Below are 24,054 nucleotides of genomic sequence, written 5' to 3' on the forward strand. Positions count from 1 at the left end.
TAGCGTAAAGAACTGGGCTGCTCAATTCCGCAGCCCTAATGAATATTCGGCGCAGGTGAAAACAGACTAAATTAGGGCCAACATGGCAAAATTTGACATCAAAGGTTTGAATCTGGAGATCCCGGATAGGTTTTTGACACCGGTTCTGCGGGAAGAATTGCGCACCGGCAGCTATGAGTGGGGCGAAGCACGCGCCCTTGGTGCCGTTTTGCGCAAAGGGGACCATTTGCTGGATCTGGGAAGCGCAATCGGCTTTATCGCCAGTCTGGCGGCCCAAACCCTTGATGATCGCAACATCACTTGTATTGAAGCTAATCCGGAACTCATCCCTGTTCTTGAACGAAACCTCGCCCAGAATGGCGCACCGCGAGCGGGCCTTATCCATGGCGCGGTGGTTGGTGGCAACCACCGCAGCGAACAGGTGACACTTGAATTGCGACCAGCCTTTTATTCTTCTCGCCTCTCTTCCGAAACATCGGACGGCAAGGGGCGTTTGGTCGAGGTGCCCGCCCTACACTTGTCCGACCTTCTGGTGGCGTTCGAACCTGATGTTGTCACGATGGATCTGGAAGGGGTAGAGGCCGGACTGGCGGTTCTGCCTTGGCCCGGCAAGGTAAGGGCTGTGGTCATGGAACTTCATACGAAATATTATGACCTGTCCACGGTTGATGAAATCTTTGCCGGAATGGCTCGCAATGGGTTTGCCTATCAGCCCAGAGGGTCGCGTGGGGATGTGGTTGTGTTTCAACGCATCGGGACAGAGTAGGCGGCGCCACCCGCCCCAACCGTTGCGATTATGCGGCTGCGTAGCTGGAAAAGACCTCGACCCGTCCATCCTTACGCATCAACAAGACCTCATAGGCCTCACGCTGATTTTCCGGGCCCATTCCGGGGGATCCACTGGGCATCCCAGGCACGGTCAATCCAATCGCCTCGGGCCGCTGCGCGAGCAGGCGAGAGATATCAGCAGCGGGCACGTGACCCTCAATCAGATATCCATCAATCTCGGCGGTGTGGCAGGACATCAGGTCATCGGAAATACCGCCTTGCTGCTTGAAGAGATACAGCGCGTCATAGTCCACGTTCTCGACAGTGGTGGAAAATCCATTTGCCTGCATGATTTTGATCCATGCCCCACAACAACCGCAGCTGGGATCCTTGCGCACATGAAGGGCAGGGGAACTGGCGATTGCAGGAGCGGCTGACAATACGGGTGTGGCCAGAGCTGAAATCAGAAAGCGGCGGCGGGACAGGGTGAGATTGGACATAAGAGTTCTCTTTGCACGTTTGATGCAGGTTATTAACACAAACCTTCTTTGGTTTGTGTTGATCTTCGTCAATTTCACCTGTTTGTGTTCTGCCCCGTCAGCCCCCCCCAAAAAAAAAGCGGGGTTCCGATGGGAACCCCGCTTCATATTCGATATCGTCTTATGAGACTTAGTCTGCGGCCACTTCGATGGCTTCAACTTCATCTGCTGCGACCTCTTCAGCCTCTTCGTCCTCATCCGACGAACGCAGCGAGCTCGGTGCGGCAAGGTTTGCGATCACGAAGTCACGATCGATGGTCGGCTTGGCACCCGACGGCAGGGTCACGTCCGAAATGTGGATCACGTCGCCCACTTCACGGCCGGTCAGGTCGACAACGATTTGATCCGGGATTTCACCAGCAACAACATTCAGTTCGACTTCCGGACGCACAACGGTCAAAACGCCGCCTTTTTTCAGGCCCGGTGCTTCCTCGTGGTTTTCGAATTCCACGTGGATGAACAGGCTGATCCGCGAGGTGCGGCGCAGACGCATCAGGTCGATGTGGGTCGGCAGGTCTTTCACGACGTCACGCTGAACACCGCGGCAGATCACGCGTACGTCTTCTTCGCCCTCAACCTTCAGGTTCCACAGGGTCGACAGGAAACGGCCAGCTTTCAGCTTTTTCAGCAGGTCGTTGAACGGGATGTTGATCGACAGGGGATCGGCGTCGCCACCGTAAACCACACCTGGAACCAGCCCGTCACGACGTGCCTGGCGAGCGGCGCCCTTGCCTGTCCCCGCGCGTTTCTGAGCAACAAGATCAGGGATCTCTTTTGCCATTGTAATTCTCCAATATGTATAGGGCGGGGCTCCTCCAAGGCTGTAGCCCCGCGATGAAGCCCTGCCCATACAGGGGAATCGGGCAAAAGGAAAGCCATTTCTGGGCCGCACGGTTAGAGGCGTTGAAACGGCCCTCGATCCGTTACTTTTTCACGCGGCGTGGCAGTGCGTTTTCACCGCGCGGCTGGTTCTTGCGCACCTTGGGCGGTTTGGCAGGTTTGCTTCCGGGCTTGGCCCCTTTGCCCTTCTTGCCGGGCTTTTCTTTTTTCCAGCGCTGCTTGTTGCCGTCCTCATCCCGTTTCTTGTTGGGGTTCGCGGTGGGCGTGCCATCGCTTTTGCGGGATTTTTTCTCATCCCGCTTTTCGGGTGTTTTGTATTCCGATTTGGTCTCGGGGTTCACTTCCGGAACAAGGTCAGGTGACCAGCGACCACCTTTGTTGGCAGAGGGGGCCGAGGCGCGGTCGTCTCGTTGGTTTTGCTTACGTAAAGGTTTCGCGGGTTTGTCGGACTTTGCTGGACGATCACCAGCTTCCCTTTTCTCACCGCTACCTTTGCGGTGCGGTTTGGGCGCGCGGTCATCGCGGTCAAACTTGCCCTTTCCTTTGAAGTTGGGCTTGTCGCCAAATTTGCCACCTTGTTTGCGTGGTGGGGCGCTCAGATCGGGTTTGCCTTCCAGTTGGGTGGCACGAATACCGTCTTCCAGTTCGCCGCCCCCGGATGCGCCCAGGAATTTCTCAACGCTGTCATTGGACAGTTCCACAAAGGTCTCGCGCCCTTGAACGCGGATGGCGCCGATGTCGTTCTTGTCGAGATTTCCCGAACGGCACAGCATGGGCAGAAGCCAGCGTGGCTCGGCGTTTTGTTTGCGACCAACCGACAATGAGAACCAAGTCGATGGGCCAAAATCCTTGTCTTCACGACGGGCAGGGCGCGCACCGATCTCAGCGAGTTCTTCTGGTGCTGAGAATTGGACGCGATGCAGGCGAATACAGGCCGTGGCGATCTGTTCAGGCGTGAAGCGCGCAATCAGGTCGCCCGCAAGCTGCCCCTCATCACCGGTCAAACCCTCGTTCCAGGTTGGGTGTTCCATCAACCGCTCTACGTCACGGGTGCGAATTTCGTCGGCAGAAGGCGGCAGGTCCCACTTTGCGGTGATCTTGGCCCAACGCAGAAGGCGTTCGGCGCGTTTGACCATTTTGGGGGGCACGATCAGGGCTGATGTCCCTTTACGTCCAGCCCGGCCCGTGCGGCCGGAGCGGTGCAACAGACCTTCTGTATTGGTAGGCAGTTCGGCATGAATCACAAGATCCAGCATCGGAAGGTCAATGCCGCGCGCGGCCACGTCGGTGGCCACACAGACCCTTGCCCGGCCGTCACGCATGGATTGCAGCGCATTGGATCGTTCGGCTTGGCTGAGTTCGCCAGACAGGCAAACAACAGGCAAGCCCCGGTTGGACAGACGTGTGGTCAGGCGGTTTACCGTTGCGCGGGTGTTTGCAAAGACAATCGCATTCTGCGCATCGTGATAGCGCAGAATATTGATGATCGCATGTTCCTCATCCCGATCGGCCACGCGCAGCGCTTGGTATTCGATATCGGCGTGCTGCTTTTCCTTCGACACGGTCGAGACGCGCACGGCATCACGTTGATATTGCTTGGCAAGTTTGGAAATCAGCGGCGAGACGGTGGCCGAGAAGAGCAGTGAGCGGCGCTCTTCTGGTGTTGCATCCAGCATGAATTCAAGGTCTTCCTTGAAGCCCATGTCGAGCATTTCGTCTGCTTCGTCCAGAACCACAGCCTTCAGCGCGTCCAAGACCAGCGCGCCGCGGGTGATGTGGTCACGCAGGCGCCCTGGCGTACCCACAACAATATGAGCGCCACGCTCAAGCGCCCGGCGTTCGGTGCGTTGATCCATCCCGCCAACACAGGACGCAATGCGCGCGCCGGTATGGGCGTAAAGCCAGCTCAGCTCAAACTTCACCTGCATCGCCAATTCACGCGTGGGTGCAATCACCAGGGCCAGAGGCGTGGCGGCGGGGCCAAAGGCCTCACCGTCCAGAATGGTTGGCGCAATGGCCAGGCCAAAGCCCACGGTCTTGCCTGATCCAGTCTGGGCGGAAACCAGCATGTCCTGATCCACCAACTCGGGGTTTGTCACCGCTTCCTGCACATCGGTCAGCGTGTCATAGCCCTTGTCGGCAAGGGCTTTTGCGAGGGTCGGGATCATCATGTCGGCGTCTTTCAGAAGGTATGGCAAGCGGGATGCGGGCGCGAAAGACCTGCGCATACAGGGTTTCGGGGCAAAAGGATAGGGGGCTTGTGGCAAGGCAGCCATGCGCAGAGCTAAACCCCGCCTGATCATTCAGGCGGGGTTGTCGGTGGTTCAGAACTGGGGATGCCACAAAGCGTGGTTACTCCCAATCCCCCGAAAAGCCTTTCGGGACATAGAGGATGTCACGGTTCACGGTGTTGATATCAGTGTGACCGCAGAACGCCATCGAGACCTCAAGTTCCTTATGGGTCATCTCGAGCACCTTGGTCACACCCTGTTCCCCCATGGCGCCCAAGCCATAAACAAAGGCGCGGCCGAGATAGGTGCCTTTGGCGCCCATGGCGATGGCCTTTAAGACGTCCTGTCCCGAGCGGATGCCGCTGTCGATATGCACTTCGATCTTGTCACCAACCGCATCCAAAATCGCGGGCAGGGCGCGAATTGAACTGAGAGCGCCATCCAATTGTCGTCCACCGTGGTTTGACACGATGATCGCGTCGGCCCCCACATTGCAGGCCTCAAGCGCGTCCACCGGCTCCATGATCCCTTTGATGATCAGCTTACCATCCCACATCTTGCGGAACTGGCGGATGCGATCCCAGTCTAGCGATGGATCAAAGGCTTCGGCGGTCCATGTGGCAAGAGATGACGGATCCTTGACGCCCTTGGCGTGGCCGACGATGTTGCCGAAGAACCGTCGCTTGGTGCCGAGCATACCAAGGCCCCATTGCACCTTGGTCATCATATTGGCGACCGATTTCACAGTCAGCTTGGGTGGGGCTGACAGTCCGTTTTTCAGATCCTTATGGCGTTGCCCCAGCATTTGCAGATCGACCGTGATCACCGCTGTATCACAGCCTGCCGCCTTGGCCCGGTCAAACAAGCGCTGCATGAAGTCGTCGTCTTTCAGCGTATAGACCTGAAACCAGAACGGGGCGTTTGTATTCTCTGCCACATCTTCGATCGAGCAGATCGACATGGTTGAGAGCGTGAAAGGCACACCGAATTTCTCAGCAGCCCGCGCCGCCTTGATCTCGCCATCGGCGCATTGCATGCCGGTCAGACCCACAGGCGCCAGTGCTACGGGCATCGAGACATCCCGCCCGATCATCTGTGTCTTGGTCGACCGCCCATCCATGTCCACGGCCACACGCTGTTTGAAATAGAGCTTGTCGAAATCCGAGCTGTTTTCCCGGAATGTCTGCTCGGTCCATGATCCGCTTTCTGCGTAGTCATAGAACATCTTCGGCACGCGCCGCTTGTAGATCCGCTTGAGGTCTTCGACTTCGGTAATGACAGGCATGACAGGCTCATTTCTGATATTGGTAAACTTTCTTTACCAGTTTGTGCTTCGCTACGCAATGCTCCAATTTCTTGGCATGCAGATCCGGCGGATGGGAAAACAAAAAAGGCCGGTCAATTTGACCGGCCCGATGTGTCTTTCAGATGTTGATCTGATCAGGCGCGATGCGCACCATCTGCCAGTGATTTCACGAACTCCAGCACTTCACTTGCCGGTTTGCCCGCCGCGATCTGGCTGACAATGGCACTGCCGACCACGGTGCCATCTGCGGCTCCTGCAATGGTCTCGGCTTTTTCGGGCGTGTTGACACCAAAGCCGACGATAACCGGCAGGTCTGTCTTGGCTTTGATTCGCGCAACTTCCGGTGCCACATCGCCAGCTTGTGCTTCTGCAGCCCCGGTCACGCCGGTCACGGACACGTAGTACACAAAGCCCGAGGTGTTTTGCAGCACTGTCGGCAGGCGTTTGTCATCGGTGGTTGGGGTGGCGAGGCGAATAAAGTTCAGCCCCGCTTTTTGCGCTGGAATGCAAAGCTCGTCATCTTCTTCGGGGGGAAGGTCCACCACGATCAGCCCATCAATACCGGCCGCCTTGGCGTCGACAAGAAACTTATCCACTCCACGATTGTAGATCGGGTTGTAATATCCCATCAGCACAATGGGAGTTGTGTCGTCGCCCTTGCGGAACTCTGTCGCCATATCCAGCGTCTTTTGCAGGGTCATACCGCCGTCCAGCGCACGGCCACCTGCCAGCTGGATCGTCGGGCCATCTGCCATAGGATCGGTGAAGGGCAGGCCCAGTTCGATCACGTCAACACCAGCAGCCGGCAGACCCTTTAGCACCTCCATCGAGGTTTCGACATCCGGATCACCAGCCATGATGTAAGAGACAAAGGCCTTTTTGCCCTGTGCCTTCAGCTCGGCGAATTTTGCGTCGATGCGAGTCATGCGTGATCCTTTCCTTGGTCCTGACCGGTTTGCCCCAACTGGACCGGGGAAATCAATGGCTCATCGCGGTCTTGCGCGTTCAATCAGGTGCTGGACCATCCGTCATGATCATCCAGCGGGTTCCAAACCGGTCGGTTAAAGTACCAAAGAGCGGGGTCCAAAACATCGGGGAAAGCGGCATTCGAATCTCGCCCCCATCAGCAAGCGCGTCCCAGATGCGTTGGGTTTCCGCCTCATCGGACAAGGCGAGCGATACATCGCTGCCAGCCATTGCAGAGGGGCCATCAGACGGATCGTCGCTTGCATAGATCCAGCCGTCGCCCACAGCGAGCCCGGCATGCATGATGGCGTCATCCGGTACACCGGGCATTCCTGCGCGGACGTCCTCGGGCATGTCCTTGAAATTCATGATTTCAGGAGCTGAGCCGAACACTTTTCCATAATACGTCATCGCGTCCCGGCAGGTTCCATTGAAGAACAAATAAGGAATGGGTTGCATTGCGACCTCCACTTTTGACTGCATTCACAACTCCAGCACGCTTGCGCCCAACCTGTCAAAGCCCTAGAACGCCCCGGACGATCAATATTTGTTTATACACCGGAGGCCGAGATGGGTTTCAAAATGGGCATCGTGGGTCTGCCGAATGTCGGCAAATCGACGCTCTTTAATGCGCTGACCAAGACGGCCGCCGCGCAGGCCGCCAACTTTCCATTTTGTACGATTGAACCCAATGTGGGTGAAGTTGCCGTGCCGGATGCTCGGCTGGACAAACTGGCAGCGATTGCCAAGTCGAAAGAAGTTATTCCGACCCGGATCACATTTGTGGATATCGCGGGTCTGGTGAAGGGCGCATCAAAAGGGGAAGGATTGGGCAACCAGTTCCTCGCCAATATTCGCGAGGTGGACGCGATTGCCCACGTGCTGCGTTGCTTTGACGATGGTGACGTGACCCATGTGGACGGTCGCGTGAATCCGGTGGAAGACGCCGAAGTGATCGAGACCGAGCTGATGCTTGCGGACATGGAATCGATCGAAAAGCGCCTACAGAACATCGTGCGCAAGGTGCGCGGTGGTGACAAAGAGGCCGTGCAGCAGGAACGCCTGATGAAGGCGGCGATGGAAGCCTTGGAAAATGGCCGTCCGGCTCGCACGGTTGAAGTAGACGATGAAGACCGCAAAGCATGGAATATGCTGCAACTTCTGACCACCAAGAAAATCCTCTATGTCTGCAACGTGGATGAAAGCGACGCTGCAAACGGCAATCAGTACTCGGATGCGGTCGCGAAAATGGCCGAAGAGCAGGGTGCAGCCTCGGTCGTGATTTCCGCCAAGATCGAAGAGGAAATCAGCCAACTCGACGCCGATGATATGGAAATGTTCCTAGAAGAACTGGGGCTGGAAGAGGCCGGTCTCGACCGCCTGATCCGCGCCGGGTACGAGCTTTTGCATCTCGAAACCTATTTCACCGTCGGCCCGAAAGAAGCCCGCGCCTGGACCATTCGTGAAGGTACTCTTGCTCCGCAGGCGGCAGGAGTGATTCACGGTGATTTTGAACGCGGTTTTATTCGCGCTGAAACCATCGCCTATGACGACTACATCGAATTCAACGGTGAAAACGGGGCCAAGGATGCAGGCAAGATGCGGGCCGAAGGTAAGAGCTATATGGTCAAAGACGGGGACGTGCTGCACTTCTTGTTCAACGCCTGATATCATCAAGCAAATCAAAGGAAAACGGCCGGGCATTGCCCCGGCCGTTTTTCGTTTCAGAAAAGAGTATTGGCTGCACATCTGCTCGAAAGTCATGCGTTTCATGACATCGTCCTTGTGGCGGAAATAGGTCAAGGCAAACGCATTGGGCACGCTTCAGAGCCCGGCACAAAGCCTCTCAAAAGAAGATGGTTTTGAAGAATGGTCTTGAACAATTCGAGATTTTGGCGCGTTCATTCAGATGTATTCGGGGCTCCACTTTTTCCAAGGCATTTTCGTTTTGATGCTGCGTCTCGGGGGATAATAAGGTCGCAGCGAGATGAAGCCGAGCGTCAGTGGGAAGAGTGGCCAGATCCTTGCCATTGTGCTCTCCAGATGGGTTTTGATTTATGCTGAAATTGGAAACACACGGTTCGAACTAAAAAATGCTCTTAGCATTGATATTGTGCCTTGTTTCTTCGTGTGTCGACACATATACCCGTCCGCGGAGACGTGGCCGAGTGGTCGAAGGCGCTCCCCTGCTAAGGGAGTAGGCCCGGAAGGGTCTCGAGGGTTCGAATCCCTTCGTCTCCGCCACCCTCACACATTTAAATTTAATTGCTTTAAGTTATTTGCGTGGCGCGGGTTTTGTCGCAAACCTCGTTCCCGCGTGCGGTATTCGTTTGACTGCCTATCTTCGGTTTCCTTTAGACTGGCCGCTTTTTGCCTGCCATGTTTGTCGATTCCAATGCTGGTGAGGGCATTGAGATTAAACGCTCCGTTGCGCTTGCCATGACAGCTATCTCAATGAGCCTGTTCCCTTGGGATGAATATGGAAGGTAAGGTTATGTCGAAGAAATTGGTTGATTTCTATATTGAGTTGTCTGTCCTGAAACTGATCCTTGTAACTGTGAACCTTCAGGTTCAACCGTGTAACGGTCGTGGGTCCATTATGGTTTGGAAACCCAGCGTGTTTATTGTCTAGGTAGAATGAAAAGCTGCGTCCAGCGGCGAAGATCAGATCACTTCAGGTTGAGTATTGGGGCGACGCGCATTGTATGTATTCCTAATGCGACCCGTGCGAATGTCAGCAACCTTCATTTGTTGTCGTCAAATTTTTGCCCAAGTTATCGGCGATTTTTGGGTTATGTTCAGTAAATACATTTTTACAATAATAATAGTTTTTGTCGCTTCCTTCACGCCGACCTACGTTGAGATTACGTTTATTCGCCCCGGAGAAAAGCCTGCTGAACGTTCGCAGTTCCCGGATGTAAGTGGCTTTGATCTTGCCACAATCTATCGTGGTATTGATTTGCTTGGCCGCGTTCGACCACCCACCTCTCGCGGTGCAATCGAGAATGCCCTGTCAAACGCCTTGGCCAGTGATGAACTTGACGGTCACCCGGGCATCACGGATGACGACCGGGTACTGGCTGCTCAGGTTGAGATTGCACGCGCCCGTTCCATGGCCTTGCGGATCTGGACGGAAAACGACTTGGATAATAACCGCGTCGTTACCCGCGAAGAGCTGGTGGTCGTTGGTCGCACAAAGATTGAAAGCAATGCCTCGAGGCGGAGGTTGGGCTCGAAAATCAAGCTGACAGACGGGCAAAGGCAGTCATTGGTGCTGGAATTTGTTGCTAAAGGGCTACGCCGTGATTTGGATGGGGACAATCGGGTTACGTATGAAGAGGCTATATCGGGGGTGAATGAGGATCGAATACTGACCCGCCGCAGAGCCGAAGGCAGTTCGATTAAACCTATCTGGGACGTGAACGACGACGGGAAGATTGCCGAGGTCGAGGTCAGGCTGGAGGCAGATCGTCTGCTCGATTTCATTGACGCCAACAGCGACAACGTTGTCGATACAGAAGAGGCGAACACCGTCAGAAAGGCGTTTATCGGAGCTAGGGCCAAGGCTGGAGACAGATCCGGTGGCCGCCGTGTGAAATGCGAATTGCCCCAAATACCGGCTATTGCCGAGATTGCTGTTATCCAGGGCAACGCTGGGACAGCAGTTACAAATTTGGCCTTCGATATACCGAACGACCCCGTCGTGCGAATGGCAGAGATTTCGATCCCCTCTGGACATAAAGACATCTACCTTATCGCCTCGATGCGATCGCCAACTGTTTTCCGGGTTGTCGGTCCTGGCGCGGGCCGTGTTAAGGCCGTCATCGGTGTTGCTTCGACCGTCGCGCTGGACGGTGGCAACGCGAAACTCGCCAATACCTCGTGTCACCGCGGGTTTCTGGGTATGCGAATTGGAAAACCTGGTGGCATTGCAAAAGAGTTTGGCCAAGTGCTCGGTCGCACCGATTTAACTGCGATTGTGGGAGGCCGTATTGGACGTGTGGACCTTGGTGCGCTTACCAACGATGCTGAAACTGTTTTGTCAAAGGACGCTTTGCCAATCATGCAGGGTGATGGTCAGTTCATAGTCGACCGTTTTATGTCTTTTGATCCAGGTGGGTTCCAAATTCTTGACCCATCTTCAATACGGTCAACCGTTGCGATACGTGAACGCGAAACGCCGCCGCTTGAAATTGGGTTAATTGTGTTGGCGTCTAAAGGTAAGGTCGACTTTGTTGCGCCACCGCCTGAGTTTCTCACACGCAAAGTCCCAGAAGGTGTAAAGCGCGTGGTGCCTGACAGTAAGTCGACCGAAGGTGTCATATGGGAACAGATGCCGGATGGAGGGGCCAAGGCGCGTTTCCCGCTAACGGTTGTTGTTCGCACTGCGATTGATCTTCCGGCAGGATTGACCACAGAACGCGGGGTTCGCCTCATTGTGCCCGAAGGGGTGCCCGCGCCACGTGGGGCAAAAAAATGGTAGAAGAGCAAGACTGGAACCCCGTCGGATAATCAGGGGCACTGACTATGGCCAAGATGCGCCAGATGTCGGCATTGCTTGTTCATGATTTTTTCTCAAAAAAGACACCAATAATCTGTATGCTACTCAATAATAGTACAGAGAAATGAGCAGAAATGAAAATATTCAAGACAGGATTTATCAAATCAGAGCAAGGGGTTGCTTCAACAGAATACCTCATATTGCTTGGAATGCTTACAGCTGTTGTAGTGGTTGCGGTATTGGCCATGAGCGGTGCGTTGGGCGACTCTTGGATGAGTTGGGCAGCTTGGTTTTCGCCGGAGGAAGGTAATCTCAGTTCCCCTCCAGGCTAAGTGTAGTCGCGTTGCAACGTCGTCAGTGCTAGTCCGAAAATTGAGTGAGCCACTCAAAGACAATATTCGCCCGTTGCGAAGATTGATTGTGTAGTTTGACATAAAAATCCAATGGGGCCGATACGGTCTCTGGAATAAGCTTAACAAGCTTTCCCGCATCAATCAGATCAGATGTCAGACCTTCCCAACCCAGCACAGCCCCCATGTCATCGCGCGCGGCCTGAAGGGCGATGATGTAATTGTTCACACGGTGTGCGGTTTTTAACTCGCCATGATAGCCAAGTGCGCGCGCCCATTCATGCCAATTGGTCCACCCGGTATCCGGAGCCTCCAGATGGATGAGCGGCACATGGGCCAGGTCTTCGACAGTTTTCAGGTTGTGTTCATCGGCAAAACGCGGGCTGCCGAGGGCCATGATTTCGTCATGAAATAGGACACGGCAATTGCCGGTCTCCTGATCGATATTTCCATAGTGAATGCTCAGGTCACAATCAGGGACACCTGCACCATGATCGCTGACGACCTGAGCGACCGAGATGTGGCCGTGACTTTTCCAAAACTGTGCAAGCCGCGGTGTCAGCCAGAGGGAGCTGACAGCAGTTGTCGAGCGGATGGTGACTGCTGATCGCCCATGTTGTGACCGCAATTGGCTCACTGCTTCGTTAATCTCTTCAAACCCACGTTGCAGCGCGACCAAAAGATAGGCCCCGCTTTCAGTCAGCTCTACGCCGCGGTGAAAGCGGTGAAACAGGCTGCAATTCATTTCCCGTTCCAGCGCCTTGATCTGGTGGCTGACGGCGGCTGGCGTGACGTTGAGTTCTTTGGCAGCCGCCTTGAAACTGACATTGCGCGCGGCAGCCTCAAAACTCATCAGCGATGTCAAAGGGGGAAGGTTGTAGGGGCGGTTGGGCAACTTATTCTCGCATGTATATCACTGTAAACGGCAATTTTAATAATAAATACAATCTTTGAGATTAATACAGTTAATCCAAGATGAGTTTTTTTGCAATTGTGCAAATGCCACGTTGGTTCAGAATATAGCAAGTTTGAAACTGGGTGCGCGCGCAGGGAGACCAACGACGGACAGCTTGATCCAGGAATTTGCGCTGATTGCTGTCTTGGAGTTAAGCGGCAAGCAGAAGGATCCCGGCGACACCCTGAACACCGATTGGCCCCAATCAGGGCGGACACATTCTTGAAGGAGTTGCTGTATGAAAACGCATGCCAAAGTCGTCGTCGTTGGCGGTGGGTGTGTTGGGGCGTCGATCCTCTATGGATTGACCGAGCACGGGTGTAGCGACGCGGTCATGCTAGAGCGGACCACGCTGACATCAGGATCAACTTGGCATGCGGCGGGTCTGCTGGTGACCTTTGTGCGCTCTCATAATGTGTCAAAGATGACGGTCGAGACGATCCGCATCTATACCGAGGTTGAGGAAAAGATGGGCAGCTCGGTTGGGCTGCGCAAAGTGGGCCAGCTGCGGGTGGCAAACTCTGAAAAACGCTGGGACGAGTTTCAGTCTTACATCTCGATTGCCGAAGCGGCGGGCGTACCGTGTAAGCTGCTCACGCCCGAGGAAATTGCCGAAGTCTACCCGCTGCTTAATCAAAGCCCCGACATTCGCGGTGGTATTCTGCACACGGAAGACGGCTATGTGAATCCGGCAGATATCACTATGGCGATGGCCAAACTTGCCCGTGATGCAGGCGCCAAAGTCTATCAGAATACCGAGGCGCAGTCCTATGAAAAGCTCGATAATGGCCACTGGAAGGTGACCACCAATCAGGGTGAAATCACTTGTGAGCACCTGATCTTCGCAACCGGCAACTATGCCCGCGAGAATGCACGTCGCGTGGGGCTGGATCTGCCCTGTATCCCGATTGTACACCAGTATTGGACAACCGAGACCGTGCCTCTGCTCAAGGAACGCAAAGCGCAAGGGCTGCCGGAATTCCCGATTCTGCGTGACGAGGATTATGGTGCCTATTTGCGCGAAGACGTGGGCGGCATCCAGTTTGGCCCTTATGAATTCACGAAGGATCTCAAGCTCTTTGCCGAAGATCGCGTGCCACCTGACTTCGGCGCAGATCTGTTGCCAGAAGATTTCGAGGCGGTTGAGACCCAGTGGGAACGCGCGCTGGAGCGCGTGCCAACTTTGGGAGAGGTAGGGATCAAGGCCAACACCCGTGGACCGTTCCAGATGACCCCGGATGAACTGCCGCTGGCAGGTCCCGCGCCGGGGCATGAGAACCTCTGGCTGGCAGAAGGTATGCCGGGCGGCATTCTGTGGGGGGGTACCATAGGCAACCGTCTGGCCAAATGGATCGTAGATGGTGATCCGGGCATGGACATGTCCGAACTCGACCCGCGTCGTTTCTCGGATTACGCCTCGAAACGCTGGACTATGGACAAGGTGCGTGAGACCTGGGGCAGCCATATGGATGCCCATGTGCCGGGTGAGGATTTGCCCGGTGCACGACCGATGAAAACCGTGGGATCCTATGATTTGCTGACTCAACACGGTGCGGTCTGGACCAGCTTCAATGGCTATGAATTCCCGCGCTGGTTTGCACGTTCCCCGGAAGAGGCCATCCCCGAACACTCCTTCCGGCGCACCGATCACATGGAGCTGGTGCAGGAAGAAGTGCGTCGCACCCGTGAAGAGGCAGGCTTCATCGAGATGTCACCGATGACCAAATTCACCGTGCGCGGGCCGGGGGCAGCGGCGTGGCTCGATGGATTGATGGCGAATAAGCTGCCTAAAGTTGGGCGCATGACCCTCTCGCTCCTGCTCAATGAAAAGGGTGGGATGGACGCGGAATACACGATCGTGCGTTATGCCGAGGATGATTTCTATCTGATTTCGACCCCGAACTGGCGCGCTTACAACTGGGACCAGCTTGGGCGCCTTCTACCAAAAGACGGTTCAGTAACCCTTGAGGATATTTCCGAACAGCTTGGCGTGATTGCGCTGACAGGTCCGAAGGCGCGTGAAATCCTGCAACCGCTCACCGACAATGACCTCTCCAACGCAGCCTTCCCGTGGCTTTCGGCCCAGATGGGCGAAGTGGGCTATGCCAAAGGCGTGCATCTGCTACGCGTCTCATACACAGGAGAGCTCGGCTGGGAAATCCACCATCCGGTTGGCTATAATCGCCACCTTGTCGACCTTCTGCTGAAGGCGGGTGTAAAACCCTTCGGGCTTGAGGCGCTGGAAAGCATGCGGCTGGAGAAATCCTATCGTGCCATCAACCGCGAGATTTGCAAGGACATGACGCCGTATGAGGCCGATCTGGGGCGGTTTGTGGTCACGGAAGGACGCGAATTCATCGGTAAGGCAGCTCTTGAAGCGCAGCAGGAAAAGGGCGGTTACAAACGCCTTGTCACCCTGAAGCTGCCATTCTGCGACACGTCGGTGATGTTTGATGAAGGGGTTTACGCAGATGGCAAGCTCATCGGGCGCGTCACGTCGGGCGGCTTCTCCTACTACTGCAACCACGACATCGCGATGGCTCTGGTGCCGGAAGAAATGACCGCGCCGGGCACGAAGATGCAGGTCATGGTTCACAATGAGATGCGCGACGCGGAAGTGATCGACACCTGCGCCGTAGACCCCACCAGCGCCCGCGCGCGTGCTTGACCGGAGGACTGAGTATGGCTGAAAGACGAACAAGAGGCGGTCGCGCCGCTCGGGTTCAGGCCCGGACAAACCCACCACCGGTATATCTGCCGACGCTCAACCGCGCGGTCGGTCCAATTGACCTGCTTGGCCCGGAAGGGGTCGAGAAGATCCACAATGCTGCAATGACCATTCTGGAAACCACGGGCATTGAGTTCCGCGATCCTGTAGCCTTGGCCGACTGGAAAAAGGCGGGGGCTGACGTCGACGGTGAAAGGGTGCGCATTGGCCGCGACATGCTGATGGACCTGATTTCCACGGTGCCGTCGACCTATACAATGCACGCCCGCAATCCTGAACGAACCGTTGAGGTTGGGGGGCGCCACTCGATCTTTGCCAACGCCTACGGCGCGCCGTTTGTCTATGGGCTGGATGGAGTGCGGCGCCCATCAACGCTTCAGGATGCGCATAACTTCTTCAAGATGGGGCAGATGAGCCAGGCCCTGCATGTGCCGGGCATTCTGCCGGTGGAACCGCAGGATGTGCCAGTCCCGCAACGCCATCTGGAGCTGGTCCACGCAGCACTTACCCTGACCGATAAGCCGATCAAGGGTTCGGTTCTGTCAGAACAGGCCGCCCGTGACACGGTGGATATGACCCGCATCGTTTTTGGTGAGGAGTTTGTCGACAATAATGTGGTGGTGACATCTCTGCTGAACTGCAACACGCCGCTCGTGTGGGATGAAACCATGCTGGAAAGCCTGCGGATATATGCGGCAGCGAACCAGCCCTGCCTGCTCTCGCCCTTTGTGCTGGCGGGGGCGAGTACGCCCTCCAGCCCACATGGCGGCGTGGCGCTTCTGATCGCGGAAAGCCTTGCGGGCATGGCATATAGCCAGATCATTCGCCGCGGTGCGCCCATGGTGCTGGGTGTCGCGATCATGGGTGTGTCGATGAAAACCGGTGCGCCGATGATGGGCTCGCCCGAACCGGGGCTTATGAACCTTCTGGTGGGACAAATGGCGCGGTTCTATCAGGTGCCGTGGCGGTCCTGCACCATGTGGACGGGATCGAAATCGCCTGACCTGCAGGCGGGTTTTGACAGTGCCAACACGATGTGGCCGGTTCTGCTTGGCGGGTGCAACTATATCGTTCACGCCTGTGGCTTCCTCGAAGGGGCGCTTGGGGTGAGCTATTCGAAATGGGTGCATGATGCGCTGCAGCTCGAAAACTACCACCGGTTCTTTTCGGGTTTGCAGGAGGAAAACATAGACGCGCTTCTGGCGGATGTGGATGCGATTGGGCCGGGGGGGCATTTCCTGGGCACAGATCACACCCGCGAAAACCCGCTTCACATGAACCCGCTGCAAAACAACGACAGCTATGAACAGTGGGAGGCCGAGGGATCAAAGAACGCTGATGTCGTCGGTCGGGAAGAAGCGCAGAGAATTCTCGAAAACTATGTTCAGCCACCAATGGAGGACGACATTCGCGGCGCACTGGATGAGTTCGTCGCAAAGAAACGCGCGGCCTATCAACCAACTGCCGCGTGAACAAGAGGGGGCATTCGCGCCCTTAATCGAATCCGAAATGCAGTACCGGGCAACAAGACCCGGGCTGCTTTTCTCCCGGGGACAACAGCCGGGACTTCGGAGAAGCGTATCTTTTTGCGACAAAATGTCGCAATAATGTGGATGCGCGAAAACCATAAAAACAGGGAGAAACGCAATGTCAATCAAACCTCCGTTTACGGAGCTGGAGATCAAGACGCAGGACACGGGGTTCTACAAGGACAACAGCCTGCCGATTGCGCTGATCAGCAAGGGTATCATGGTCCTTCTGGTGATCTGGGCTCTGGTCTGGCCTGCCAATGCCAATAGCACATTGGGCAGCTGGAACTGGAAGCTGCTGGAAGGGTTCAACAGCTTCTACATCGTTATTGTTGGGCTATTTGCCTTTTTCCTGGCTGTCGTTGCGATTTTGCCGCAAACCGGAAAACGCGTTATGGGGCGCCCGGGGGAAGGAAAAGAGTTCTCGGATTTCTCTTGGTTCTCGATGATGTTCGGTGCCGGTCTTGGTGTTGGACTGATGGTATTTGCAACGGCTGAGCCTCTGGGCCTGTGGGGGTCAAATCCTGTGGTGATCGCAGGGGAAGTGGCTGGTAACACCCAAGAGGCGGTGCAATCGGGATACCGCTACACTTTCCTGCACTATGGCTTTCATGCTTGGGCGATCTATGTGGTGACCGGCCTGTCGCTGGCCTACTACGCCTATACCCGTGACATGCCATTGACCATCCGCTCGGCCCTGACGCCGCTCTTTGGCAAATTCGTGAACGGTTTCTTTGGCCACGTTGTTGATGTGCTGGGAGTTGTAGCCACCATCCTTGGTGTATCGGTGACCATCGGGTTTGGTGTCAGCCAGTTCATCGACGGAGTTTATGCAATCTCCGGGATGGAATGGATGATGGATATGTCGGGTGATGCGCCAGCGCCGGGTAAAGTTGGATTGCTGGCTGGTTTGTTCACCATCATGGGCCTGTCGATCATTTCGGCGGTATCGGGTGTGGGGCGCGGGGTGAAATACCTCTCGAACCTCAACCTTGTTCTGTCGATCATCCTGCTTCTGACCTTTGTGGTCTTCGGATCGTTCTTCTTTGCGATGAGCACCTATGTTTCGGCCCTGCTTGATTACATCCTGCACTTTGTGAGCCTCAGCTTTGGGGCATATGGACCGCAATCAGCTGCTGAATTTGCTGGCGCCTTGCCGGACGCCGCAAAACCAATGGCAGATGAGCTCTTTTCAGGTGCGACCAATGCATGGGGCGCTTGGGCTGGATCGGATGGGTTTGATACCTTCAAATCGGGTCTTGAAGGCGCGGCTGCAGAACTGGACGATGCCACTCTGGCCGCTGTCTATGAAGTGGGCAATCAAGGGCGCCAGTTCGGCTGGCAGGCTGGCTGGACCACCTTCTACTGGGCTTGGTGGATTGCGTTCTCACCGTTTGTTGGTCTGTTCCTTGCCCGCATTTCCCGTGGGCGCACTGTGCGTGAGTTCATCGTCGGTTGTGTGATTGCACCGTCGCTGGTTTGCTTCGCATGGATGACAATTCTTGGCGGCACCGCCATTGATCTAGAGCTGACGGGAGGTGCTGAAGGTGCCATCGTTGGGGCCTCGAACACCGCCAAACTCTTTGTGACTTTGGGGCAGATGATCGATGGTCCACTGCTTGCAGCTCTGACCGTCATGTGTGTGGTGTTGATCATGACCTTCCTTGTGACCTCGGCTGACAGTGGCATCCTCGTGATGAACACCATCATGTCTGGTGGCAGCCAGGAAACCGGCATCAAGCACCGCATCGTTTGGGGGTTGGTCCTGACCGCCGTGATTGGCACGCTTCTGATGGCGGCAGGGGACAACAATCCGATGGATGCGCTGAAAAACGCGATGATCATCGGTGCGCTTCCCTTCACCATGGTCATGGGCCTGATGATGCTCTCTCTTGCCAAGGCGCTGTATCGCGATGGCAAACGGGAGAAACATGCAGAGGCACAACCTGCTGTGGCAGAGTGACCTCTGAATTGAAACTGGTTGGCAGCGGGCCCGAGTGGATCGCTGCCACCGTCCTCTGGCGCCGAATGGCGGCATTTCCGTAAATCAACAAAATGACAGGTTTCTTGTGATGAAGATCAGGGAAATTCACATCTATGCGCATGATTTGCCGGTCAAGAACGGCCCATATGTGATGGCAAGCGGGGCGGTGCACACACTCGGCACCACCTTGGTGAAAATGGTCGGAGAAGATGGCAACGTGGGCTGGGGTGAAACCTGTCCTGTTGGCCCGACCTATGCCGAGGCCCATGCAGGCGGAGCACAGGCAGCGCTGGCGCTGATGGCGAAAGGATTGATTGGGGCTGAGATTTGGCCCGCTGCCCTGAACCGCAAGATGCATTCGCTTCTGACCGGGCACAACTATGCCAAGGCAGCGATTGATATTGCGGCGCATGATCTTCTGGGCAAGACGCTGGGGGTGAGCGTGGCAAACCTGTTGGGCGGCGCGATGACGGATCGCGTGCCCTCGTATTACGCGTCAGGCATTGGCGCCCCGGATGAGATTGCGCGCATCGCCCGAGAGAAGCTTGAAGAACGTTACCCCCGGATCCAGGTCAAGCTCGGCGGTCGACCCGTTGAGATCGATATCGAGACCATTCGAAAAGTCTGGGAGGTGCTGAAGGGTTCAGGGATGCGCATTGCCGTTGATGGCAATCGGGGCTGGACCACGCGGGATGCTTTGCGGGTCAGTCGGGAATGCCTTGATGTACCATTTGTGATGGAGCAACCCTGCGACACCCTGCAAGAGCTTGAAAGGATCCGTCCGCAGGTCAAGCACGGCATCTATATGGATGAAGGTAGTATCGATCTGAACACGGTGATTTCCGCCGCAGGCACTGGGCTTGTGGATGGGTTTGGCATGAAAGTGACCCGTATCGGGGGCTTGCAGAACATGCGTGCCTTCCGCGATATCTGCGAGGCGCGAAACCTGCCGCACACCTGTGATGACAGTTGGGGTGGAGATATTATCGCTGCCGCCTGCACGCAGATCGGTGCCACTGTGAAACCCGATCTTTGCGAAGGAGTATGGCTTGCGGCCCCATACATCGAGGGCAACTTTGATCCCGAGAATGGGATCAGGATCGAAGGTGGGCACATCAAGCTTCCCGACGGTCCGGGGCTGGGCGTGGTTCCTGACGAGACCCTGTTCGGTCCACCGGTGGCCTCTTTCGGGTGATGGGTCAGGGGCGTCATCGCCCCGCCTGTCAGATGTCTTTCATCAGGCGCAGCGCGTCATAGATCGCCGCATGGGTGTTTCGCGCGCTCACAGCATCGCCGATGCGGAAAAGCTGGAATTTGCCATCTGGGTTGCGCACCAAACTCTGTTTGCGTCCCTCGATCAAAGCATCATGATCCACCGCCCCTTGGTTCAGGCTTTCATCCCGCAACTCGAAATAGAGGTCATCCATCGGCAGCGTGCCGTAATTCACCACCACCTGATCATATTGCTGCTGATCGGTGTGGTTGGAGTAATCCGTGCCAATGGTCGCGTTGAGCTTATTGCCCCCTTTCGCCACGTCCAGCAGGCGGCGGGCAACGGTGAAGGTCACGTCCTTATCCTGAAGCGCCCGCATGTAGGGCACCAGATTCATCGCCATGATGTCAGGCGCGAAAGTGCGATCCGGGGTCATGACCTCGACCTTCGATCCGGCGTTGGCGGCCACTTCAGCCGCTTGCAGGCCTGGATGATCGCCGCTTTCGTCATAAATCAGCACGTGGTCGGCCGGTTTCACATCACCTGCGATGATGTCCCATGCTGTGACCACATTGTCTGCGTCGTTGTGCTGTTCAAAGAGTTCAGTATTGGGCAGGCCGCCGGTGGCGACAATAACCACATCGGGGTCAAGCGCGCGTATGTCCTCGGCCTCGGCCCATGTGTTGAAGCGGAACTCAACATACCGTGCCGCGCATTGCGCCATGCGCCAGTCGATGATCGAGATCATCTCCCGACGGCGTGGTGAAAGGGCGGCAAGACGTATCTGTCCGCCCGGGTCTGGCTGAGCTTCAAAGACGGTCACCTGATGACCGCGTTCTGCTGCGACCCGCGCGGCCTCAAGCCCGCCGGGACCAGCGCCAACCACAACAACCCGCTTCACCTCATCCGCAGGCTCAATGACATGCGGCATGGTCAATTCACGCCCTGTTGCTGGGTTATGGATGCAGAGCGCTTCGCCCGCGCCATAGATCCGGTCAAGGCAATAGGTGGCGCCGACGCAGGGGCGAATGTCATCCTCGCGCCCTTGTATGATCTTCTGCACCACATAGGGGTCCGCCATATGGGCGCGCGTCATGCCGACCATATCAAGCTGCCCTGTGGCAATGGCATGGCGCGCGGTGGCGACATCGGGGATTTTCGAGGCATGGAATACAGGCAGGGTCACGGCGGCCTTCACGCGCCCGGCGAATTCCAGATGGGGGGCGTTTTTCATCCCCTGTACCGGGATCATATTGGTCATCGCCGGGTCGGTATGAATGCGCCCGCGATTGATGTTGAGGTAATCGACCTGACCGTTTTCTTCGAAGATCCGGGCAATCTCAAGCCCCATCTCTTCGTCAATGCCCCCGGCCTGTACTTCATCAGGGGCAAAACGCACACCCACCACAAAATCGTCGCCCACACGTGCACGCACGGTTGCAATGATCTCATTGGTTAGACGCAGGCGACTTTCCAGTGTCTCACGCCCGTAAGGCCCATCGAGATCGTTGGACAATGGTGAGATGAATTGATCGAGCAAATGCCCGTGGGTCATAATCTCAACCCCATCCATGCCACCCGCTTTCATCCGCTCAGCGGCGTCCGCAAAATCGGTGATGATCCGCTCGATGTCCCAATCTTCGGCTAATTTTGGAAAGGCGTGATGGGCCGGTTCGCGGTGTTTGGTCGACGAAACCGCTGGCAGCCAATCGCCCTTGGCCCAATGGGTGCGGCGCCCCAGATGGGTCAGCTGGATCATCACGGCGCAGCCATGTTCATGACATCCATCGGTAAGCTGCTGAATCCAAGGCACCACCTCATCTTTGTAGGCGAGGATGTTGTTGAAGACCGGTGGGCTGTCTTTTGATACCGCAGCCGACCCCGCTGTCATGGCCAGTGCCACCCCGGCCTTGGCCCGCTCAGCGTGATACGCTGCATACCGTTCTTTCGGCATCCCGTCCTCAGGGTAGGCGGGTTCGTGGCTGGTGGTCATGATCCGGTTTTTCAGCGTCAGGTGCTTCAGCTGAAAAGGTTGCAGCAGCGGGTCTTTTGGCATCGGTCGATCCTGCGGTTTAAGGGCGTGGGGGTCGTACGAATTCACGTGCTGACTGAATCAGTAGGGAAACTTGACACATGTGTCAACTGCGCTATGGTCGCGCCATGACGAATGAGCAGACACGCCCCCGGGGATCTCGTGAACTTTGGCTTGAAGCCGCTTATGATCTTCTGGTGTCCGGTGGGATCGAGGCGGTGAAGGTGATGCCATTGGCAAAGCGTCTGAACCTGACCCGCACCGGGTTCTATTGGTTCTTTGATGATGTGGCCGAACTGCATGATGCAATGATCCAGCGATGGGAGGCCAAGAACACCGGAAACCTCATCGCGCGATGTGAAATGGATGCGGACAATATCTGTGAGGCCCTGTTCAATCTAACCGATTGCTGGTTCGATCCATCCCTGTTTGATGCCCGGCTGGATCTGGCCATTCGAAACTGGGCGCGTACCAACCCAGAGCTTGAGCGCCGTTTGAATATCGCCGATGAGCGCCGCCGGCAGGCCGTTTCGGAACTCTTTTCTCGTTTCGATTATAGCGCGGCGCAGGCCGAAGTGCGCGGTATGACGGTGATGTATACCCAGATCGGTTACATCTCGATGCAGGTCCAGGAGGATCCACAAGAACGACTTGAACGGGTGCAGCATTATATTGAGCTGTTCTCAGGTGTTCGACCTGCGCAGCGCGATGTCGAGCGGTTCATGGCGCGGCATATGGCAGAAGTGATCCCGAAGCTGTGATCACTTGCAAAAGATCTGCCTATTGAATTCAGGGACCGGTACTCTTTTATTGATGGCACAAGATGCGGTGTATCCGCTGTTTAAAAGAGTGAGTGAGCATGTCGACAAAAGACATATATACCCCCCCAAAAGTGTGGGCTTGGGATGCCGAAAACGGCGGAGAATGGGCTAAGATCAACCGCCCGGTCGCCGGACCCACCCATAAGGCGGAGCTGCCCGTGGGAGAACACCCCCTTCAGCTTTATTCAATGGGCACGCCAAATGGCCAGAAGGTTACGATTATGCTGGAAGAATTGCTGGCATGTGGTGTCGAAGGGGCGGAATATGATGCGCACCTGATCCGGATTGGTGATGGTGATCAGTTTTCATCAGGGTTTGTTGGGGTGAACCCAAATTCAAAAATCCCTGCGCTTTTTGATCGTGATACTGGGATTCGTGTTTTTGAAAGTGGTAATATCCTGCACTATCTGGCGCAGAAATTTGGGCACTTCTTGCCTGAGGATCTGGCGCATCGCACCGAAGTGATGAATTGGCTGTTCTGGCTGCAGGGCTCGGCCCCCTATTTGGGTGGCGGGTTTGGCCACTATTACGCATATGCACCCCGGAAATTCGAGTATTCGATCAATCGCTTTTCCATGGAAGCCAAGCGGCAAATGGATGTGCTGAATCGAGAGCTTGCCGAAAACCGGTATTTGGGTGGCGACAGTTACACCATCGCTGATATGGCAACATGGCCCTGGTACGGCAATCTCGTGTTGGGTTGGGCGTACGCGGCTGGCGATTTTCTGGATGTCGGAAGCTATACGCATCTGCGGCGCTGGGCCGAAGAGATTCTCGAGCGTCCGGCCGTTCAGCGGGGCCGCATCGTGAACCGCACCTGGGGTCCGGAGGATGAGCAGTTGCATGAGCGTCATGATGCGTCTGACTTTGATCTGCGGACACAGGATAAACTCAGCCGAGAGGACGAAAGCGCTTAGTCGGGCCAAGTTTAGAGCTTGTGGTCGATCTGGAACCCCGGACCCTCGTGGTCCGGGGTTTTGCATGTTAGGGCAAACAGTCAGTTAATAGAGAATCCGAATCGGGATCTTGTGCAGTTTGCTTTTATTGCTATGTGTATTTTTAGCGCTTTTTTGATGATTTCCCTAGCGGCAACAATTCGATAGATTTTAAGTCAACACTTTGTAATTAATAATAAATACGAACAATTTGATTTTCACTCAATAACTCATGCGCAGAAAATAGCGCTAAATATCAGCTTTTGTCGCTTAAAATATTGCGCAATGATGATTGAATACTGTAGGAGCCAAGACACACTGGCCCTGCACCTCTCTGGTGTCATCGGACGGTGATC

The 24,054-nt window shown here is 55.8% G+C and carries 18 protein-coding genes and 1 tRNA gene; 11 read left to right on the top strand and 8 right to left on the bottom strand.

What is annotated here, in order from left to right; all coding sequences use genetic code 11:
• The first annotated feature begins 82 nt into the window (after positions 1–82).
• Positions 83–766, top strand: coding sequence for an FkbM family methyltransferase (locus O2N63_RS15685; protein ID WP_271055239.1), 684 nt, complete (start codon positions 83–85; stop codon positions 764–766).
• Between the two features lie 28 nt (positions 767–794).
• On the opposite strand, the gene O2N63_RS15690 is transcribed toward O2N63_RS15685, so the two are convergent.
• From O2N63_RS15690 to O2N63_RS15715, 6 genes are all read right to left on the bottom strand, one after another.
• Complete coding sequence (locus tag O2N63_RS15690) at positions 795–1,268, bottom strand: DUF411 domain-containing protein (RefSeq protein ID WP_271055240.1); 474 nt, start codon at positions 1,266–1,268, stop codon at positions 795–797.
• Between the two features lie 169 nt (positions 1,269–1,437).
• Entirely contained in the window at positions 1,438–2,088 is a 651-nt protein-coding gene (locus O2N63_RS15695; RefSeq protein ID WP_271055241.1) for a 50S ribosomal protein L25/general stress protein Ctc, read from the bottom strand.
• 142 nt (positions 2,089–2,230) lie between these two features.
• Positions 2,231–4,375 (bottom strand): DEAD/DEAH box helicase, encoded by a 2,145-nt coding sequence (locus tag O2N63_RS15700; protein WP_271055242.1) that lies wholly within the window; start codon positions 4,373–4,375, stop codon positions 2,231–2,233.
• Positions 4,376–4,499: 124 nt separating this feature from the next.
• On the bottom strand, positions 4,500–5,663 hold the full coding sequence (locus O2N63_RS15705) for an alpha-hydroxy acid oxidase (protein WP_271055243.1): 1,164 nt from the start codon (positions 5,661–5,663) through the stop codon (positions 4,500–4,502).
• 155 nt (positions 5,664–5,818) lie between these two features.
• Positions 5,819–6,610 carry a tryptophan synthase subunit alpha gene (gene trpA / locus O2N63_RS15710; protein ID WP_271055244.1) on the bottom strand — a complete coding sequence of 264 codons (792 nt, stop codon included), beginning with the start codon at positions 6,608–6,610 and terminating at the stop codon, positions 5,819–5,821.
• 79 nt (positions 6,611–6,689) lie between these two features.
• Positions 6,690–7,133, bottom strand: a complete 444-nt coding sequence (locus O2N63_RS15715; RefSeq protein WP_271055245.1) for a VOC family protein — start codon at positions 7,131–7,133, stop codon at positions 6,690–6,692.
• An 87-nt stretch (positions 7,134–7,220) separates the two neighbouring features.
• On the opposite strand from O2N63_RS15715, the gene ychF reads away from it, so the two are divergent.
• The 4 genes from ychF to O2N63_RS15735 all read left to right on the top strand — a co-directional run bounded on the left by ychF (position 7,221) and on the right by O2N63_RS15735 (position 11,483).
• Positions 7,221–8,318 carry a redox-regulated ATPase YchF gene (ychF, locus tag O2N63_RS15720; RefSeq protein WP_271055246.1) on the top strand — a complete coding sequence of 366 codons (1,098 nt, stop codon included), beginning with the start codon at positions 7,221–7,223 and terminating at the stop codon, positions 8,316–8,318.
• 486 nt (positions 8,319–8,804) lie between these two features.
• Positions 8,805–8,894 (top strand) — tRNA-Ser (locus O2N63_RS15725).
• Between the two features lie 550 nt (positions 8,895–9,444).
• The gene (locus O2N63_RS15730) at positions 9,445–11,133 is read left to right on the top strand and encodes an EF-hand domain-containing protein (RefSeq protein WP_271055247.1); all 1,689 of its coding nucleotides are present in this window, start codon (positions 9,445–9,447) and stop codon (positions 11,131–11,133) included.
• A gap of 152 nt (positions 11,134–11,285) precedes the next feature.
• On the top strand, positions 11,286–11,483 hold the full coding sequence (locus tag O2N63_RS15735) for a hypothetical protein (RefSeq protein WP_271055248.1): 198 nt from the start codon (positions 11,286–11,288) through the stop codon (positions 11,481–11,483).
• A gap of 28 nt (positions 11,484–11,511) precedes the next feature.
• On the opposite strand, the gene O2N63_RS15740 is transcribed toward O2N63_RS15735, so the two are convergent.
• Positions 11,512–12,354 (bottom strand): LysR substrate-binding domain-containing protein, encoded by an 843-nt coding sequence (locus O2N63_RS15740; RefSeq protein WP_271055249.1) that lies wholly within the window; start codon positions 12,352–12,354, stop codon positions 11,512–11,514.
• A 340-nt stretch (positions 12,355–12,694) separates the two neighbouring features.
• Between O2N63_RS15740 and O2N63_RS15745 the strand changes: the two genes are divergently transcribed.
• From O2N63_RS15745 to O2N63_RS15760, 4 genes are all read left to right on the top strand, one after another.
• Positions 12,695–15,124: a GcvT family protein gene (locus tag O2N63_RS15745; RefSeq protein WP_271055251.1), complete on the top strand. Its 2,430-nt coding sequence runs from the start codon at positions 12,695–12,697 to the stop codon at positions 15,122–15,124.
• Positions 15,125–15,138: 14 nt separating this feature from the next.
• Positions 15,139–16,656 (top strand): trimethylamine methyltransferase family protein, encoded by a 1,518-nt coding sequence (locus O2N63_RS15750; RefSeq protein ID WP_271055252.1) that lies wholly within the window; start codon positions 15,139–15,141, stop codon positions 16,654–16,656.
• A 175-nt stretch (positions 16,657–16,831) separates the two neighbouring features.
• The gene (locus tag O2N63_RS15755) at positions 16,832–18,676 is read left to right on the top strand and encodes a BCCT family transporter (protein ID WP_271055253.1); all 1,845 of its coding nucleotides are present in this window, start codon (positions 16,832–16,834) and stop codon (positions 18,674–18,676) included.
• 109 nt (positions 18,677–18,785) lie between these two features.
• Complete coding sequence (locus O2N63_RS15760; protein ID WP_271055254.1) at positions 18,786–19,892, top strand: mandelate racemase/muconate lactonizing enzyme family protein; 1,107 nt, start codon at positions 18,786–18,788, stop codon at positions 19,890–19,892.
• Between the two features lie 28 nt (positions 19,893–19,920).
• Here the strand turns inward: O2N63_RS15760 and O2N63_RS15765 are convergent, their stop codons facing one another.
• Positions 19,921–21,966, bottom strand: a complete 2,046-nt coding sequence (locus O2N63_RS15765) for an NADH:flavin oxidoreductase (protein WP_271055255.1) — start codon at positions 21,964–21,966, stop codon at positions 19,921–19,923.
• Positions 21,967–22,070: 104 nt separating this feature from the next.
• On the opposite strand from O2N63_RS15765, the gene O2N63_RS15770 reads away from it, so the two are divergent.
• Both O2N63_RS15770 and yghU read left to right on the top strand, forming a co-directional pair.
• Positions 22,071–22,703: a TetR/AcrR family transcriptional regulator gene (locus O2N63_RS15770; protein WP_271055256.1), complete on the top strand. Its 633-nt coding sequence runs from the start codon at positions 22,071–22,073 to the stop codon at positions 22,701–22,703.
• 98 nt (positions 22,704–22,801) lie between these two features.
• Complete coding sequence (yghU, locus tag O2N63_RS15775; protein ID WP_271055257.1) at positions 22,802–23,680, top strand: glutathione-dependent disulfide-bond oxidoreductase; 879 nt, start codon at positions 22,802–22,804, stop codon at positions 23,678–23,680.
• Positions 23,681–24,054: the final 374 nt, after the last annotated feature.

It is taken from the genome of Aliiroseovarius salicola (genome assembly GCF_027891095.1).
GTDB lineage: Bacteria > Pseudomonadota > Alphaproteobacteria > Rhodobacterales > Rhodobacteraceae > Aliiroseovarius > Aliiroseovarius salicola.